14 protein-coding genes are annotated in these 16,013 nt (G+C 68.6%); 4 read left to right on the top strand and 10 right to left on the bottom strand.

All coding sequences use genetic code 11. The features are described from left to right. Window positions 1-6 precede the first annotated feature (6 nt). From BLW85_RS26005 to BLW85_RS25985, 4 genes are all read right to left on the bottom strand, one after another. Window positions 7-990 (bottom strand): McrB family protein, encoded by a 984-nt coding sequence (locus tag BLW85_RS26005; RefSeq protein WP_208624898.1) that lies wholly within the window; start codon window positions 988-990, stop codon window positions 7-9. A gap of 19 nt (window positions 991-1,009) precedes the next feature. Next, window positions 1,010-1,654, bottom strand: coding sequence for a hypothetical protein (locus tag BLW85_RS38900; protein WP_143060463.1), 645 nt, complete (start codon window positions 1,652-1,654; stop codon window positions 1,010-1,012). A 1,025-nt stretch (window positions 1,655-2,679) separates the two neighbouring features. Continuing rightward, window positions 2,680-4,530 carry a DUF2075 domain-containing protein gene (locus tag BLW85_RS25990; protein ID WP_244174917.1) on the bottom strand — a complete coding sequence of 617 codons (1,851 nt, stop codon included), beginning with the start codon at window positions 4,528-4,530 and terminating at the stop codon, window positions 2,680-2,682. A 55-nt stretch (window positions 4,531-4,585) separates the two neighbouring features. Next, entirely contained in the window at window positions 4,586-5,377 is a 792-nt protein-coding gene (locus tag BLW85_RS25985) for a protein NO VEIN domain-containing protein (RefSeq protein WP_244174916.1), read from the bottom strand. 646 nt (window positions 5,378-6,023) lie between these two features. Here BLW85_RS25985 and BLW85_RS25980 point away from each other — a divergent pair. After that, window positions 6,024-6,494, top strand: a complete 471-nt coding sequence (locus tag BLW85_RS25980; protein ID WP_244174915.1) for a GNAT family N-acetyltransferase — start codon at window positions 6,024-6,026, stop codon at window positions 6,492-6,494. A 105-nt stretch (window positions 6,495-6,599) separates the two neighbouring features. Here the strand turns inward: BLW85_RS25980 and BLW85_RS25975 are convergent, their stop codons facing one another. From BLW85_RS25975 to BLW85_RS25960, 4 genes are all read right to left on the bottom strand, one after another. Next, window positions 6,600-7,067 carry an SPW repeat protein gene (locus BLW85_RS25975; protein WP_074996210.1) on the bottom strand — a complete coding sequence of 156 codons (468 nt, stop codon included), beginning with the start codon at window positions 7,065-7,067 and terminating at the stop codon, window positions 6,600-6,602. A 179-nt stretch (window positions 7,068-7,246) separates the two neighbouring features. Further along, entirely contained in the window at window positions 7,247-7,828 is a 582-nt protein-coding gene (locus BLW85_RS25970) for a NifU family protein (RefSeq protein WP_074993235.1), read from the bottom strand. Next, complete coding sequence (feoB, locus tag BLW85_RS25965; RefSeq protein ID WP_070026734.1) at window positions 7,825-9,771, bottom strand: ferrous iron transporter B; 1,947 nt, start codon at window positions 9,769-9,771, stop codon at window positions 7,825-7,827. The genes BLW85_RS25970 and feoB overlap by 4 nt, the downstream gene beginning before the upstream one ends. Then, window positions 9,768-10,076 carry a FeoA family protein gene (locus BLW85_RS25960; RefSeq protein ID WP_079172423.1) on the bottom strand — a complete coding sequence of 103 codons (309 nt, stop codon included), beginning with the start codon at window positions 10,074-10,076 and terminating at the stop codon, window positions 9,768-9,770. Before BLW85_RS25960 ends, feoB begins: the two co-directional genes overlap by 4 nt. Before the next feature lie 420 nt (window positions 10,077-10,496). On the opposite strand from BLW85_RS25960, the gene BLW85_RS25955 reads away from it, so the two are divergent. Beyond that, window positions 10,497-12,320, top strand: coding sequence for a DUF2264 domain-containing protein (locus BLW85_RS25955; RefSeq protein WP_074993233.1), 1,824 nt, complete (start codon window positions 10,497-10,499; stop codon window positions 12,318-12,320). Between the two features lie 247 nt (window positions 12,321-12,567). Beyond that, the gene (locus BLW85_RS25950; RefSeq protein WP_208624897.1) at window positions 12,568-12,924 is read left to right on the top strand and encodes an SCO4225 family membrane protein; all 357 of its coding nucleotides are present in this window, start codon (window positions 12,568-12,570) and stop codon (window positions 12,922-12,924) included. Window positions 12,925-13,206: 282 nt separating this feature from the next. Here the strand turns inward: BLW85_RS25950 and ku are convergent, their stop codons facing one another. After that, window positions 13,207-14,220: a non-homologous end joining protein Ku gene (gene ku, locus BLW85_RS25945; RefSeq protein ID WP_074996209.1), complete on the bottom strand. Its 1,014-nt coding sequence runs from the start codon at window positions 14,218-14,220 to the stop codon at window positions 13,207-13,209. Window positions 14,221-14,273: 53 nt separating this feature from the next. Here ku and ligD point away from each other — a divergent pair, with 53 nt between their 5' ends. After that, window positions 14,274-15,161 (top strand): non-homologous end-joining DNA ligase, encoded by an 888-nt coding sequence (ligD, locus tag BLW85_RS25940; protein ID WP_070026738.1) that lies wholly within the window; start codon window positions 14,274-14,276, stop codon window positions 15,159-15,161. Here the strand turns inward: ligD and BLW85_RS25935 are convergent. Beyond that, window positions 15,158-15,961, bottom strand: a complete 804-nt coding sequence (locus BLW85_RS25935; RefSeq protein ID WP_074993232.1) for a nuclease-related domain-containing protein — start codon at window positions 15,959-15,961, stop codon at window positions 15,158-15,160. The two genes, ligD and BLW85_RS25935, sit on opposite strands and share 4 nt — an antisense overlap. Between the last annotated feature and the right edge of the window lie 52 nt (window positions 15,962-16,013).

Below are 16,013 nucleotides of genomic sequence, written 5' to 3'. Positions count from 1 at the left end.
AAGACATCACGACTGTTCCGCATCGATTTGCCCACCACCAGATGCTTGGGCCATGGCCTCCTCATCCGACTCGGCTTCCTCAGGCGGGAAGATGGCCTGCCACCTACCCTGCACTTCTCGGAAGCCCTGCTGGTCAAGACGGAACGCCTTCTCCAACAGAAAGCGGAGCTGGTACTCCCAAACAGCACGCAACGAGTCTGCGTCGTTAACGTCGCGAAAGAAGACGTGCCCCACAGCGGCATGAGGATTGGTTCGTGCGCGCTTGTTAACGAAGTCAAAGAACCGCAACAATCCTTCGGCCAACGACTCTGGCAGTTCACTGATTTCCATAAACTGCTGCAGAGCGTTTCGGCTCGGTTCCATCAAAACCTGAGCAAACCTCCGCCCGAATGCAGCGTCGACCTCATCCACGCCACGATCCAAGGGATTCATCGTAGCTAGAATCACTAGGTTACTCGGTACCGAGATTTCCTCACCGGATGCCAGCTTAAACGGGAGTCCTCGCTTCGTTGTCTCAAGGTAGGTAAGAGCCTCACCGAAGATTCTCCCGCAGTCACCTCGACTGAGTTCGTCAATCACCAGAACGTACTTGTGTTTAGGGTCCTCCTGGGCCGCCTTGCACATGGAGACGAAGTGCCCGTCTTCCATCTCGAAGCCGCCCCTACGCGGCCTGAACCCCTGCATGAAGTCTTCGTACTGATACGAAGGGTGGAACTGCACATACCTAACCCTTCCCGCGTGGTCACCAGTTAGTGCTTTTGCCACCTTATTTGCAGTCCAGGACTTACCTGTACCCGGAGGCCCCGTGTAGATAATTCCTCCAAACCTTTCCAGGAGCCATAGTGCCTCCACGGCAAGAGGGTCTTCGATGCCCACTTCAGGCTCATCAGGACGGTTCGAAGCATGCCCAGCAGTCGCTGCAACAATACCGATTCCCAAGTCATCCGCAGTAAGCGAGCGAATCGGCTTGAGGCTCATCGTCGTAGTCAAGGCGCTTCCCTTCCTTCTCTCAGCCTTGCGCGGCTAGAGGTGTAAACAACTCAGTCATCGGAAGTGCAGGGTAATCCGTCGCGAAGACCACGGCAGCGTCTCCAGAAAGGAGCGAGCCTTCACCCTGTTGGAAGTTGAACTCAGCGAGAAACAACGAGCACAGATCCCACTCGCTAGGGAGACCTTCGTCCGACTTGAATCCGTAGTTGCGCAGCATGAAAGCGCTCAGGGCGAGAAGCGGCGCCGGCTCGTTGTAGAGCAAGTGCTCCAGCGCCAGCGTCGCACTGTCTTCCTTGAGACGGAAGTGCCCATCGTCGCTGACATCTACAACCCGTTTAGGCACTTGCCTAAGGGAGCTGGGCGCATAGCTGCCAGCGAGGTTTGAGTTTAGCCAATAACGCTCAGGCTTGCTTATTTCTTGAAAAAATGGGCGATAGTATGGCTTTTTGGGTGGACCGCCAGGTATTGACAAATACTTAGCCAGATCCGTCCATATAGGCACAACTGGCGTAGGATCGTCCTCATTAGGGGTCAGTCCGTGCAAGTAGAGATAGGCGAGGAAGAACGGGTGAATCCGGCGGGTGGTCAGGACACCGATGGACCACCGGACGACCTCGGTGCGTAGCACGTAGTCCCGGGTAGCGCTCACTTGCTCGTCAGTCACAGAGATCACTTTAGGGCGGCTGCCGTACGTCGGTGGCCCATTTGTGGACTGGAGGTGGCCAGTTGGGTCGCTCCAAGGCCCTGAGCTGCGAACACTCTCAGAGTGCAAGCCCCCTCCGGAGCCGTGTGCGCAGGTTCGAATCCTGCCGGGGGCACACTGTGCAAGTGTGTCCAAGACCCCGTCACCAGCGGAAACGCTGAGGTCGGGGTCTTCGTGTTTGTGCAGGCGTGTGTCGCCCGAAGCGGCCGTATGTCGGGGTCTGTGAGGCTCGGACGGGATCTTGAGCGTCGCCGCAGATAATGCCCCTGATCCGAGTCGAGTGCACTATCGAAGGACGTCCTGGAAGTGACGTCGGCCCTGAACAGGGCTCTCGGTGTCGGATACGCCGTTGTAAAGCAGTTGCCGAGCAGTCTCAGCCCAGGTGCGGCATACAGCCGAGCGAATGCTTGGTTCAGCGGCCCACTGTCCGACGGCGTGTACCTACTGCGGGTCACTTTGCGGCATGAACTCGGCGTCGAGGTGCAGCCTGACTTCGAACGCGCTCGCATGCGAGCTCTCGCCGCCCTCGACAGTGAACGAAGAGCCCTTGAACGCCAACTCGATTCAGAGCAGACCCAGCCCAGCCAGTCCGCGTAAGACACGACTTCAACGCCGTTGCCAGCGCGCTCGGCGACCTGCCTGGGACCGGCTCCAGCGTTGAGCCACTTCGACAACGCCGAGTGTTCGTACAGCCTGCCTGCGTGCGGCAGGCCGCGAAGATCGGCGGAAGCGCAGCCACGGTCCTTGTGGGTCTTCTCCGAGTCGGCGCAGTCTCTCGACAGTGGCACCGCGGCCAGGGCCCGCCGCAGCCGATCGGCATCGACCCTGCCTGCCCATCGCCGCACAGAATGCCAGCCAGATCGAACAACGCATAGCATAGGACGAGGCGTTGAGGAACAACGCGACTCCGACGTGCGCTCGTCCGGTATTTCCTCGCAGGCCTCGGTAAATCGAGTCGTCGATGAACGGGCGCTCACTCACGGATCCTAATTTAACCTCGCTGGAATTAGATTACCCAGCATGGCCCGAGTCTCGGGGTCGGTTGAGTAAATTACGGTTCCAGCCAGTCCTCGCGTGAGGAGCACTTTGTAAGTGTTTCGTATGAGACGATCGAAATCTTCTGGCGCCGCCTTTTTCACAGCATAGTCCTTGCTCCCTTCACGAACAGCACGCCACCCGTTTCCGCGCCATACCAGATCAGGCCCGAATATCACTCCGTTCCAGGCGTACTCGAATCCCTGGGCCGTATAGATGCATCCGATCTGCTCAAAGCCTGACGGGTCAGTGGCCCAGAGAGAGGATATGGGCGCTCCACCTACAGCTCGCGCACCTCTGAGATTCCAGGGCTTGCGCCATGCTCCAATGACCACGTCATCGACCAGACTGCCGTCATTTCGTGGATCGCTCCACTGCCAGCAGAATCCCGCCGTTATGCGAGAGGTATAGCCAGACTCTTGTCGACTGCGAAGATACCCCTCCATTCTCTGCGGTGATTCGGCGACGAGCAACTCGAAATTTTCCTCAAGCTTCCATTGAATGGGACCGCCGGGCTCAAGGCCGAGTAGACGGAGGACCCAGTATTCGTATGCACGGCTTCCACCGCACCGGAACTGGCTGTTGAGATCCACATGCCGGACAATGCACGCTCGCGCTCGAGCCGCCTCGTCAATGGCCTTGACACTTCCCATTTCCCCCGGCCTCACGACCTGATGCTCGTCGAGGAGGAAGACGGGGACTCTAGCTGCGTCAATAAGCTCCTCCACTTGACTTCGACCACTCCGCTGCCCGGCGTAAGCGCCTTGCCCAGACGACCGCTGACGAATGCGATGGGCTTCGTCACAGATCAAGACGTCCAGCCCGTTTCGTTCAGCATTTGTGAAGTCGAAGAAGTAACGGAAGAGCTTCGGGATTCGACCGTTCCTAGCGCCGACGACGTGCCGGAGAGTGGTGGTGAAGGACTTGGATCCGGTTGCATGGACAACACTTCTACCATTCCTCCCAAGGTGCCCCATGAGGTGCAGCGCAATGACGCTCTTACCCGAACCAGGACCCCCGGATATCACTATGACTTCCTTTCGGTCCGACTGTCGCGACAGCCCTGCCGCCCGCTTCACCAGACGAGCTGCCACCTCTTGTTCATCCATCAGGAGGAACGCTCCGCCGTCGATTATCTCCGCCGCGGCAGCACGCATGAGTTGACGGCCGGGAGCCTGGGGGCTGGCCAGAAGGGAATCCCCCTCGGGAGAACCATCCAGGGCAGAAAGGCGGCCCTGCAGGTATCTGATTAGTTCACCGCGTGATGTGTCCGTGAAGAGTTGCGCCTTTGCGTCGGCGTGTCTCAGTAGTTCGCTGACATCGCGATCAACTGCGTAGTGCAGGTAGGCAACCCCTGCGACGGCATCCTCTTGGTCGCTCAGCACATTGGTGAAGTCCTGCAGGTAGTCGCAGTAGCGACGCACCTGGGCTACCGGATGCAGAACCGGCCGATTCCCCATTCGTGGCACTAGACATAGATCGTCAGTGCCTGGAACGAGCCGCGCTTCGCTCCACTGCTTGAGCTCCACGATGACGTAGGAGGGTCTGCCCGTCGCAGGATGGGAGCCGGCAAGGATGACGTCTGCGCGCAGGCTGGTAAGCGGTAACCGGTACTCGATCAGCACCTCGACTTCATCAAGCCCCGCGTCACGCAGAACCTCTGCCAGGGCCGGGAGGCTGTTCTCCCACGATTGGCGTTCACTGGGCGACGGGGCTCTGGAAAGGACAGAGCGGTACTTCCGAGCCAGTCGCTCGAAGAACGCTCCGTCACTGCACTGGTCGGACAAGGAACGTGCGGACATGCGAAGAAGAGACACGAACCATTCCATACGGAGGGTGAGAGGTCTATCTGGGCGGTCAGGCGAGCGGTAGTCGATACTCGAAGGCCCGCGGCCTCAGGTCCTCCTCTGCCGGCGCCCAGTCATGGAGGTGCAACACCCTGCCGCCACTCGCCGTGTAGCTGTCGGTCCGCACGTCCACCTTGATGTCGCTGACCACAAACAGGTCCACGGTGTTCTGCGGATCCCGAGCATGCTCGACCTCGTTGATCGTCAGGTCGACGCTTGTGGCCGCTCCGGTTGTCCCCTTCACCTCAACGCGGCGCTCTTCCCTGCCGCGAGTGCAGTGGAGGTCGTACGGCTTGCCAAGGCGTTCAACTGTCCAGCCCTCCCGCTCATAGTGGGCGACCGCCATGTCCTCCGCGTGGAGTTCGATGGCCTTGCGCTTCTTGGGATCGGAGACGAAGCCCGCTCCTGTGGGGGGTCGGTTCGGCGGCTTGGGCGGCTTTACCTGCTCCGCGGTGAAGCCCGGCGTACGGTTCAGGGCCACCGTCTGGTGTTCGGACCAGCTGGCCGGGATCCCCGCCGCATCGAGCAACGGCTGCGGATCCATGTCGATGAGATTGCCCATGCCTCGTTGAGTCCCTGAAACACGTATGGCGTTACTGGCAGCGATCCCAAGCGGACCATCCTCATCAAGGCGGACATCACGGAGCAGAGCCAACGGCTCAATGCCGAAGCGCACGGGGTACTTGATGGCGTTCTCGGCTTCTTCATCGGGCCAGTGGGGAGCCCCTGCCGCGTAGAAGTGCTCACGCACTTCGAACAGGAACAGAGAGATCCTCTTGGTTTTCCATATATCGAACTGCACGCGTGGCCCCGCCCCGTAGCCAGCACGGCGAAGCGTGGGCGCGCGTGCCGGTACTCAGGCCTCCACAGAGGGAACCCCCACGAGCGGGTTTCGATCCCGTACTGCAGGTTGCGCTGAGCTGCGGGCGATTGGCCGACATGGACTATCACGAAGCAGGCGGTCCGCGACGGACGGTGGTGGGGGCCAGGTGAACCGTCCGTGCCGCTGTCTTCCTGCCTCGGGAAGCGCCTAGTACCGTGACCGCCTGTCTCCGCGCCGATCCCAGCGATGGGCTGAGATGTATGACCGTTCCGCATGTCGATCATATTTTCATACAACTACAGCCAGACGCTTGTGACTTCGCATCCCAGGCCGGAAACAGAAAGCGGGAGGCAGGTCGCCTCCCGCTTCCACGAAACCGATCATCTGGCGGATGTCCGATTGGCCTGGCTGCAACCAGGGCGCGTTGGCGCGCTCGGACCCGGCACTCGCGACCCGCACTCCCGTCAAGTAGTCACAGCAGCCGTCTCCGAGCGGCGGCGGATCGGCGTGCCGGTCCCGCGCCGGTCCGCAGCACCGAATACGCTGCGTAGCGACCTGCCGAACGGTCGGCGGCTCTGTACGGCGCCCCGCCGCCGTGGACGTCGCATGCGGGGAAGGATGTGCCATGAGCCCTCCGGGTGTGCACCTGCGGGAGATCACCGACGCCAACCGGGAAGCCGTTCGTGCCCTCCGCGTGCGACGCGAGCAGAAGCAGTTCGTCGCTTCCGTGTCGAGGTCGCTCAAGCAGGCGGCGCAGAGTCCGGAGGCCAACCCCTGGTACCGCGCGGTGTATCTCGGTGACGAGCCGGTCGGCTTCGTGATGTTGTCGTGGAAGCCGTCGGCTGGTCCGTACGAAGGGCGGCATTTCATCTGGCGGCTCCTCGTCGACAAGCACCACCAGAGGCGAGGGATCGGCCGGGAAACGCTAACCCAGATCGTCGCCCTGGTCCGCGCGGACGGCGCCACCGAGCTGTTGACCAGTTACGATCCCGGCGACGGCGAGCCATGGCCCTTCTACCAGAAGTTCGGGTTCGAGCCCACAGGGGAGATCGACGACGGCGAGATCGTTCTGCGGCTCACCTTTCCCGATGAGTAACGAGGTCCTTCCATGGGATCTTGGGACGCCCTGGGCGGGCCGGGGCGGGGGCGGCGGCCCGGCCCGGCTTCCTCAGGACCGGGGCGTCCCTTTCTTCGCGTCCGGTCAGCTGCGGCCGCCCTCATAGGGTGCAGACATGCGGCCGGAGGTTCCCCGACGCCGGTCGGTCGGGCGGCCGATGGAGGCGGCCATCAGGGCCACCAGCAGGCCGATGGCGCCGATGACGACGTTGTTGATGATGGTCTTCGTCGTGGCGACGTTGCCGGCCACGACCCAGGGCGCAATGATCGTCCACACACTCAGCGCGCAAGCGGCCCACGCCATGCTGTGCACGCGCTCGTAGGCCCGTCCGAAGCCGCCGCTCATGAGCAGCGCGTAGGCGATGCCGACGATCAGGTTGTTGACCGCCAGGGTGGACAGGCCGTTGAAGCCCGTGATCCACGGCGAGGCCGCGAGGTACAGCCCGGCGAGGAGGGCCATGGTCTCCATGCCCTGCGCCTTCGGGGTGCTCGCGCTGCGCTCGGCCATCTCGTGGCGTTCGCGCATCTCGATGATGTCAGGATGGGTTGCCATGTCGGACCGGGGAGCGGTCGCCATGCCAATCACCTCCGGAATGTCTGCTTTCATGCGGTTCGCCCGGCGGGTACCCAAAAGGCATGGGGTAAGCAACCGCAGCGGCTCGAAGGATTCGGACGGTCTCTGAGGTAGGAGCCCACCAGCTAAGAGCTGAGGCCAGGGTGCATGCCCCCCGCTCAGGCCCCCCGCCGTCGCAGCGACAGCCACGTAGGTCCAGGCCGTCGTCGGCCCGGCTGTTCCGTGGCGCGGAGTTCGAGGAGGGCGGGGAAGCGCTTGCGCAGTTCCGATTCCAGGCGGGAGTGCAGGGTGAAGTCCGCGGCCGGGCAATGGGTGCAGGTGCCGGAGAGGCGTACCTCGGCCCTGCGGTCCTGGGCGGAGACGATCGTGGCCTCGCCGCCGTGGGAGCGGATGTAGTCTCCGGCCGGGCCGTTCAGGACGTCCTGGAGGGCGGCGTGGAGGAGGTCGTCCTCAGTGAGGGTGGTGGCCGGCCGCCACTGGTCGGGGTGGCCCAGTGCCGTGCCGAGCGCGTCGCGGACGCGGGGGCCGATGGTGGTCCAGGTGTGGTCGGGGGCGAGGCGGATCAGGACGGCCTGGGGCTCCACCTCGATGGCGGCGACGGTGCCGGAGTGCAGCATGGTGCCGAGGCCGGCCGGGGCGTCGGTGATCGGGCCGACGAGGGGGAGGGTGCCGGCGGGGATGACCCAGCGGACCGTCTGGGGGTCGGTCGTGGGCTCGGGGTGCATGGGGACGGCGGTCATGTCAGGGCGCCCACGACGGTGTGGGTCACGAAGGACATCGTCCAGGCCAGGACGAACATGTAGCCGAAGGCGACCGCCGGCCACCTCCAGGAGCCGGTCTCCCGGCGCATGACGCCGATGGTCGACATGCACTGGAGCGCGTAGAGGAAGAAGACCAGCAGCGCGGCCGTCGTGGCCGGGGTGAACAGCTTCTGTCCCTGGTGGGGGCCGTCCGTGTAGGTCATGTGGGTCAGGGCCTCGGTCGGCTGGTCGGGGTTCTGGGCCGCGGCGACCTGGCCGAGGGTGGCGACGAAGACCTCGCGGGCGGACAGCGAGCCCAGCACGCCGACGTTGATGCGCCAGTCGAAGCCGAGGGGTTCGAAGACGGGTTCGATGGCGTGTCCGATGTCCGCGGCGTAGCTGTGGTCGACCTCGTAGGCCGAGACCGCGGTGCGGTCGGCCGGGTCGACGCCGGCGGAGCGCAGCTGCGCGTCGCTGTGCATGGGCAGGCTGAGGAGGAGCCACAGGCCGACGGTGACGACGAGGATGATGCGGCCGACCTTGGCGAGGAAGCCCTTGCACGCGCTCCAGATGGCGTCGGCCACCGAGCGCGGGCGCGGCAGGCGGTAGGACGGCATCTCCATGTAGAACGGCAGTACGGGGCCGCCCCGGCTGCTGAACCGTTTGAAGACCCAGGCGGTGGCCATGGCGGAGAGCGCGCCGACCAGGTACAGGGCGAACATGACGACGCCCTGGGCGCCGAACGGGCCGACCCTGGTGCCGGGGCTCACCAGCAGTCCGGTGAGCAGGACGTAGACCGTCAGCCGCGCCGAGCAGGTCATCAGCGGCGCGCCCATCATGGTCGCGAACCGGTCCTTGGCGGACGGCAGGGAGCGGGTGGCCATGATGCCCGGGATGGCGCAGGCGAGGGAGGAGAGCAGGGCGACGAACGCCCGGCCCTCCAGGCCGGCCCTGGCCATGAGGCGGTCCATCAGGAAGGCCGCGCGGGAGAGGTAGCCGCTGCCTTCGAGCAGCGAGATCATCAGGAACAGCAGGGCGATCTGCGGGAGGAAGACCACGACGCTGCCCAGGCCGCCGATCAGGGCGTTGCCGAGGAAGCCGGCGAGCAGGGGGTTGGAGACGTACTCGGTGACCAGGGTGCCGAGCCGGTCGAAGACGCTCTGCACCGCGTCCTGGAGCGGTGTCGCCACGGTGAAGATGATCTGGAAGAACGCGAACATGGTCGCGAAGAAGATCAGCGTGCCCCACAGCGGGTGCAGCAGTACGGCGTCGATGCGCCGGGTGCGCTGGTCGACCTCCGGCACCTGGTAGCCGGCGGTGGCCAGCAGGGACTCCACCCAGGCCCGGCGCTGCGCCGGGTCGGTGGGCGGCGGGAGGACCGGTCGTTCCCAGGAGGCGGAGTCGGGCAGGGTGGCCTGGAGCTCGGCGAGGTCGTTGCGCGAACCGCCGGTCACCGCGACGACCGGCACGCCGAGGGCGCGGCGGAGGGCGGCGACGTCGAGGGTGCCGCCGCGGCGGGCCAGCTCGTCGCGGAAGGTGAGCACCACGCAGATCGGCAGGCCGGTCCGCATGACCTGGGCGAGCAGGCCGAGGGAGCGGCGCAGCGTGGTCGCGTCCAGGGTGACGAGGATGCCGTCGGGTGTGCCGAGGTCCGGGTTGTCCGGGTCGAGGACGTCGGCGACGACCTGCTCGTCCGGGCTGATCGGGTCGAGGCTGTAGGTGCCGGGCAGGTCCTCGATGACCACCTCGTGCTTGCCGACGCGCGCGGTTCCCTCGTAGCGCGCGACGGTGACGCCGGGGTAGTTGCCGGTCTTGGTGCGCAGGCCGGTCAGGGCGTTGAACAGGGTGCTCTTGCCCGAGTTCGGGCTGCCGACCAGGGCCAGCCGGGTACCGCCGTCGAGCGTGCCGGTCGTCGCGCCGGTCGGGCCGCAGTGCGCGCTCATGCGGTGCGCCGTACCCGGATGCCCGCGGCCTGTTCCTTGCGCAGGGCGATCTCGTACTCCACGACCTGGAAGACGACGGGGTCGCCGAGCGGGGCCCGGCGCAGCACGGTGACCTCGGTGCCCGGGGCGAACCCCAGGTCGAACAGGCGCCGGGCGGTGCTCGGCTCGACGGACTCGTCGATGCCGGTGATTTCGCCGCTCGTTCCGGGGCGCAGGTCCGAAAGCCGTGCGTCCGCCCCGGAGTCCACCGGCACGGACGGACCGCTCTTGCGGCGCGCACCCAACTGCACTGAGACCATCGACATCCTCGCACCCGGATCGCCCAAACAACTTAGGGAAGGCTAACCTTTTGCCCCGGTAACGACAATATCGCTCCGCACCGGTATGAGGTGTGGGGGGTCGCATCGGGGCGCGGGCGTGTCGTACGACGTCTCCGGGCGCCCCGCGCCCTTGGCCGGGCTCGGTCGTCGGCCGCCGGGCATCGGGTCCCTGGACAACGCCGTGCCCACCCCGCACATCGTCGGCTCCCCCGCGGTGAGCCGCGCCGGATGGCGGACTCCGTCCTGGGCGAACCGGAACGCCCGGTCGCCGGGCTGCCGTTCGCCCGCCCCCGTGGTGCGCGGGGAGTTCGGGTGCTCCGCCTGAGCCGGACCGGCGGGGGCGGGCACAGTGGGACCACCGTCCGAGCCCGCACGCCCACCGGCCCGCACTCCGAGCGAGGAGCCATGACCCGTCACCTACCGCGCCCGTTCTCCGGCAACCCGCCGCACAGCCGCGCCGACTGGCAGCGCGCGCTGCTCGACCTGTGCGCACCGCTCGCCGGCGGCTTCGCCGACGACGCGGCGCTGTACGCGCCCGGCACCGCCTACCCGCCCCGGGTGGCCCACTTGGAGGCGACCGTACGGCCGCTGTGGGGGCTCGCTCCGCTCGCGGCCGGGGGTGGGCGGTACGACGGCTGGGACCGCGTCCGCCGGGCCGTCGCCGCCGGCACCGATCCACGGCACCCGCAGTACTGGGGCGAGCCCGGCGCCATGGACCAGCGGCTGGTCGAGGCGTCGGTCCTCGGGTTCGCCCTCGCCCTGGCGCCCGGGGAGCTGTGGGAGCCGCTGGCCCCGGCGGAGCGGACCCGGCTGGCCGGCTGGCTGCGCCGGGCGGCGCGGGCCGAGCGCGTCCCGGACAACAACTGGCACCTGTTCCCGGTGATGGCGCAGCTGGGCCTGACCTCGGTCGGCGAGCCGCCGGAACCGGGTCTCGCCGAGCGCGCGTTGGCCCGTGTCGAGGACTACTACCGCGGTGGCGGCTGGTACTCGGACGGGCCGGACGACAAGCCCCGTGACTACTACGGCCCTTGGGCGCTGCATCTGTACACGCTGCTGTACACGACGCTGGCCCCGGACGCCGACGCGGAGGTGGTGGCGCGGGTACGGGAGCGGGCCGCGCTGTTCGCCGGGGAGTTCCGGCACTGGTTCGCGGCCGACGGTGCCGCGCTGCCCTTCGGCCGCAGCCTGACGTACCGGTTCGCGCAGGCGGCGTTCTGGGGCGCGCTCGCGTACGCGGGTGTCGAGGCGCTGCCCTGGGGGGTGCTGCGCGGGCTGTGGGCGCGGAATCTGCGCTGGTGGTTCCGGCAGCCGGTGTGCGCGCCCGACGGCACGCTGTCGGTCGGCTACGCCTACCCGAACCAGTTCATGAGCGAGCAGTACAACGCGGCGGGCTCCCCCTACTGGGCGTTCAAGGCGTTCCTGCCACTGGCGCTGCCCGCCGGGCACCCGTTCTGGGCCCGCGCGGAGGAGCCCCTGCCCGCCCCGGACGCCGTGCACCCGCAGCCGCAGGCGGGCCTGCTGGTCCAGCACGGCGGCGGGCACACCACCGCGCTGGCCGCCTGCACCGCCGACACCTGGGTGCGCAACGCCCCGGCGAAGTACGGCAAGTTCGCGTATTCGACGGCCTTCGGGTGCTCCGTCGCCACCGGTCCGCTCGGTGCCGAGGCGGCGGGCGCGGACGGCACGCTGCTGCTCAGCGACGACGGCCTGCACTGGCGGTCCCGGGTGGCCTGCGCGTCCCGCTCGGTGACCGCGCGGAGGGTGCACGCCCGCTGGCTGCCCTGGCCCGATGTCGGCGTCGACACCTGGCTGCTGCCCGCGGGGCCCGGCCGGCACGTCCGCGTCCACCGCCTGGTCACCCCCCGCCCGCTGCACACCGTCGAGGGCGGCTTCGCGGTCCCGCTGGACGGCGCCGGCACGGCCGGCGAGGGCTGCGGCGCGTGGGCCGGGTGCGGCGAACTCGACAGCTCGATACGGGATGTGCTGGACGTGCGCGCGGCCGAGGTCATGCTGCCCGACCCCAACGGCCATCTGCTGTGGCCCCGTACGGCGCTGCCCGTCCTGCGCGGCGAGCTGGCGCCGGGCACCCACTGGCTGGTGGCCGACGTGTGCGCCACCGTCGGGGGCGACGGCGGCCGCCCGGCACCGCTCGACTGGCGCGCGCTGCCCGGCCTGCCCCGCGCGCTGCGCGCCGAACCGGCGCCGGACCGGCACGGCCCGGCCGTGTGAGGCCCGGCTCGCGGGCCGTCCGCGCCGGCATCGGGCCCGTCTCCCCGCTGCGGGGCCTGCGGGTCGACGAACAGGTCGACGTCGACGAGATCGTGGTACGGCCCACCGTGCGCCGGGGGACGGTCCGCGCGCCCGCCCGGCCCCGGCTGGGTACCGGCGCGGGCCCGGTGAGTACGTGTACTCATGTCCGAGCGCGGCGTGCGATCCATCGTGGAACCGGAGACCAGGAACACCGGGAGGAACCACGATGCCGAACGCCTCGCCCCGACGCCGCGCTCCGCGCGGGCCGCTGAGGGCCCTGCCGGGCCCCGCCGTGGACAACTGGCCGGCCCGCGGGTACCTGGCCGTGGTCGCCGCCGCGCTGGGGTTCTTCCTGTACGCCGTGTACCTGACGCCGGACCCGGGCTTCGCGGGGATCTGGCCGCTCATGGCGACCGCCCCGCTCGGCCTCCTCCTCACCGCACCGGCGTTCGCGGACCTTCCCTCCTGGCCGGGTCCGCTGGTCTTCTCCGCCGGTGTGGCGTTGTGCGGTCTGGCCAACGCCACGCTGCTCGGCCTGCTCGTCCACCGGCTGCGGACACCGGGGACACGCTCGACCGCCTGAGGGACGCCGGGGCCGGACGCGACTGCGACGACGCCGCGGTGCCGGCGGAGTCGGTGGCGCGGGCACTGCGGATGCGGGAGGTGTACGCCCGGTACGGGGGCGGAGCCGCGCTGCGGTTCCGCTCGGCCACCCGGCCGTCACCGGGGTGCCGCTCGGCGCCCGCTCGGCCGCCGAAGTCGCCGACGGCACGGCCCGGTTCGGCGAACCGCTGCCGGGCGCGGACGTGCCGGTGCCCGGGGCGCTGACGGCAACGCGTGCCTCGGCGCCCGGCCCCGCAGGTCGTCAGGCCGGCCGTTTCCGCGATGTCGTCTTCTTCGCCTGGGTCTTCTTGTCCGTGGCCGACTTCGCGGTGCTCTTCTTCGACGCCCGCGCCGGCTGCGCCGCGGTCTTGCGGGTCGTGGTCGTCTTCTTGGCGGCGGTCTTCTTCGCCGTGGCCGTGGACTTCCTGGCGCCCGTCTCCTTCGGGGTGCCGCCACCGCGGCGCAGGGATCTGACCTCGGCGTCGCCCGCGGAGCCCGGTGCGCGGGACTCGCGGGCGGCGCGCACGCTGTTCTCCAGGGCGGCCATCAGGTCGAGGACCTTGCCGCCGGCCGCGGGGGCGGGGGCTTCGGGCAGGGCCTCGCCGGCGGCCTTCGCGGCGATGACCTCCTCCAGGGCCTCGCGGTACTCGTCGCGCAGGTCGTCCAGATCGACCTCGCCGAGGGTGTCCATCAGGGCGTGCGCGAGGTCCAGCTCCTTGTCGCGGATGGTGACGTTCGCGTCGGGGGCGACGCCCTCGGGGGCCCGTACCTCGTCCGGCCAGAGCAGGGCGTGCATGACGAGCGCGTCGTCGGCCACCCGGAGCATGCCGAGGCGCTCGCGGCCGCGCAGCGCGAACTTGGCGACGGCGACCTTGTCGCCGCGCTTCAGCGCCTCGCGCAGCAGGGTGTACGGCTTGGCGGCGGGGGCTCCGCCGGCGGCCAGGTAGTAGGGGGCGCCCATCTGGATCGGGTCGATCCGGTCGGCCGGCACGAAGGCGACGATCTCGATGGTGCGGGCGGTGGGGATGGGCAGGTGGGACAGGTCCTCGTCGGTGATCGGGATGATCGTGCCGTCCGCGTCCTCGTACCCCTTGCCGATCTCGGACTGGCTGACCTCGCGGTCCTCCACCTCGCACACCTTGCGGTAGCGGATGCGGCCGTTGTCCTCGGTGTGGATCTGGCGGAAGGAGATCGCGTGGCTCTCGGTCGCGTTGACCAGCTTGATCGGGATGCTGACCAGCCCGAAGGAGATGGCGCCGTTCCATATCGATCGCACGTGCCGCACCCGTCCTTTCCCACTCATCGCGGTTTGTCTGGGATTGTCATCGTATGACGCCTATCACAGAGGTGGCGGGGCGACGGGTGGCACTGAGCAATCTGGAGAAGGTGCTGTATCCGGAGACCGGCTTCACCAAGGCCGAGCTGGTGCACTACTACGCCACCACCGCCGACGCGCTGCTGCCGCACCTGCGCGACCGGGCGGTGTCCTTCCTGCGCTACCCGGACGGGCCCGAGGGCCAGGTGTTCTTCAGCAAGAACGTGCCGCCGGGTACGCCCGAGTGGGTCACGACCGCCGAGGTGCCGCGCTCGTCGGCGGAGGCTCCGGCCCGGATGGTCGTCGTACAGGACCTGCCGAGCCTGGTGTGGGCGGCGAACCTGGTCACCGAGTTCCACACGCACCAGTGGCTGGTGCGGTCCCCCGGCGAGGCCGACCGGCTGGTCTTCGACCTCGATCCGGGGGCGCCCGCGACGGTCGTGCAGTGCTGCGAGGTCGCCCTGTGGCTGCGCGAGCGGCTCGCGGCGGACGGCATCGAGGCCCACCCCAAGACGGCCGGGTCCAAGGGGCTGCACCTGCTGGCGGCCGTGCGCGGCGCCTCCTCGGAGCGGACCAGCGAGTACGCCAAGGCGCTCGCCGTGGAGGCGGAGCGGGCGCTGCCCCGGCTGGTGGTGCACCGGATGACCAAGAGCCTGCGGCCGGGGAAGGTGTTCGTGGACTGGAGCCAGAACGCGGCCCGCAAGACCACGGCCACCCCCTACACCGTGCGCGCCCGCCGCACCCCGCTGGTCTCCGCGCCGGTGACCTGGGACGAGGTCGCCGAGTGCCGCTCGCCGGCCGCGCTGGAGTTCCGGGCCGGGGACATCGCCGCGCGCCTCCAGGACCACGGCGACCTGCTCGCCCCGCTGCTCGACCCCGGCCGGGCCGCGCCCCTTCCCTAGACCCTCTCCCAGGTGCGCCGGTCGCGCGCCAGCGCGTGCAGCGCCTCCACGTCCGCCGGTTTCAGCACGCCGCCCAGCCGGGTCAGGCCGGAAAGCTCCCCGTCGGCCAGGACGCGTACACCCCGCGGTACGGCGGTGAGGGTCACCCCGGCCGGGGCGGTCAGGGCGAGCACCGGGCGGACCTCGGCGGTCAGCGCGTGCGCGGCCCGGTCGGCCTGGGCGCGCAGCAGGCGCAGCAGCGGCTCGGCCGGGCGCCGGCCCACGGTGACCGTCGGGTCGGCGACGCGCACCCGTGCCCTGCGGGCGTACAGGGCGTGCACGGCGAACAGGCCGCCGGGCCCGATCAGCAGATGGTGGACGCGGTCGCCGCCGGGCAGCGGCAGCGAGTGCAGGGTGTGCCAGCCGGCGCCCTCCATGGCGTCCAGGGCGTCACCGACGGTCTGCTCGGCCAGCAGGGCGCGGCGGCGCGGGTCGGGGCGCAGCCGGTGCGCGGGGCCGGGTGCGCGGTCGAGCGCGACCAGCAGGGCCTCGCCGGGGCGGTTGGGCGCGAGGTCGTCGTCCGGGTGCAGGCTGAGCCGGGCGAGTTCGGCGGGCGTGGGGACCGGGGGCGGGCCCACGGTCACCGGGCCGGTGAGGAAGGGTTTCAGCGCTTCGAGGACACGGTCCCGCTCGTCCTCGCCGAGCAGGTTCACCCGGCCGGTGTCCCGGTCGTACCAGGCGATGTTGCCGCCGTCCGGACGCAGGACGTACAGCCGCTCCCGGCCGCCCCGGCGGGCCGGCACCACGCGCAGACCGCTCATGCGCATCACCTCTCGACCATGGGAACAGGCCGGGTCCGTGTGGGGCAAGACC

The organism is Streptomyces misionensis, assembly GCF_900104815.1.
In the GTDB taxonomy this organism is placed as follows: domain Bacteria; phylum Actinomycetota; class Actinomycetes; order Streptomycetales; family Streptomycetaceae; genus Streptomyces; species Streptomyces misionensis.
This window is presented reverse-complemented; position numbering and strand designations above follow the sequence as displayed.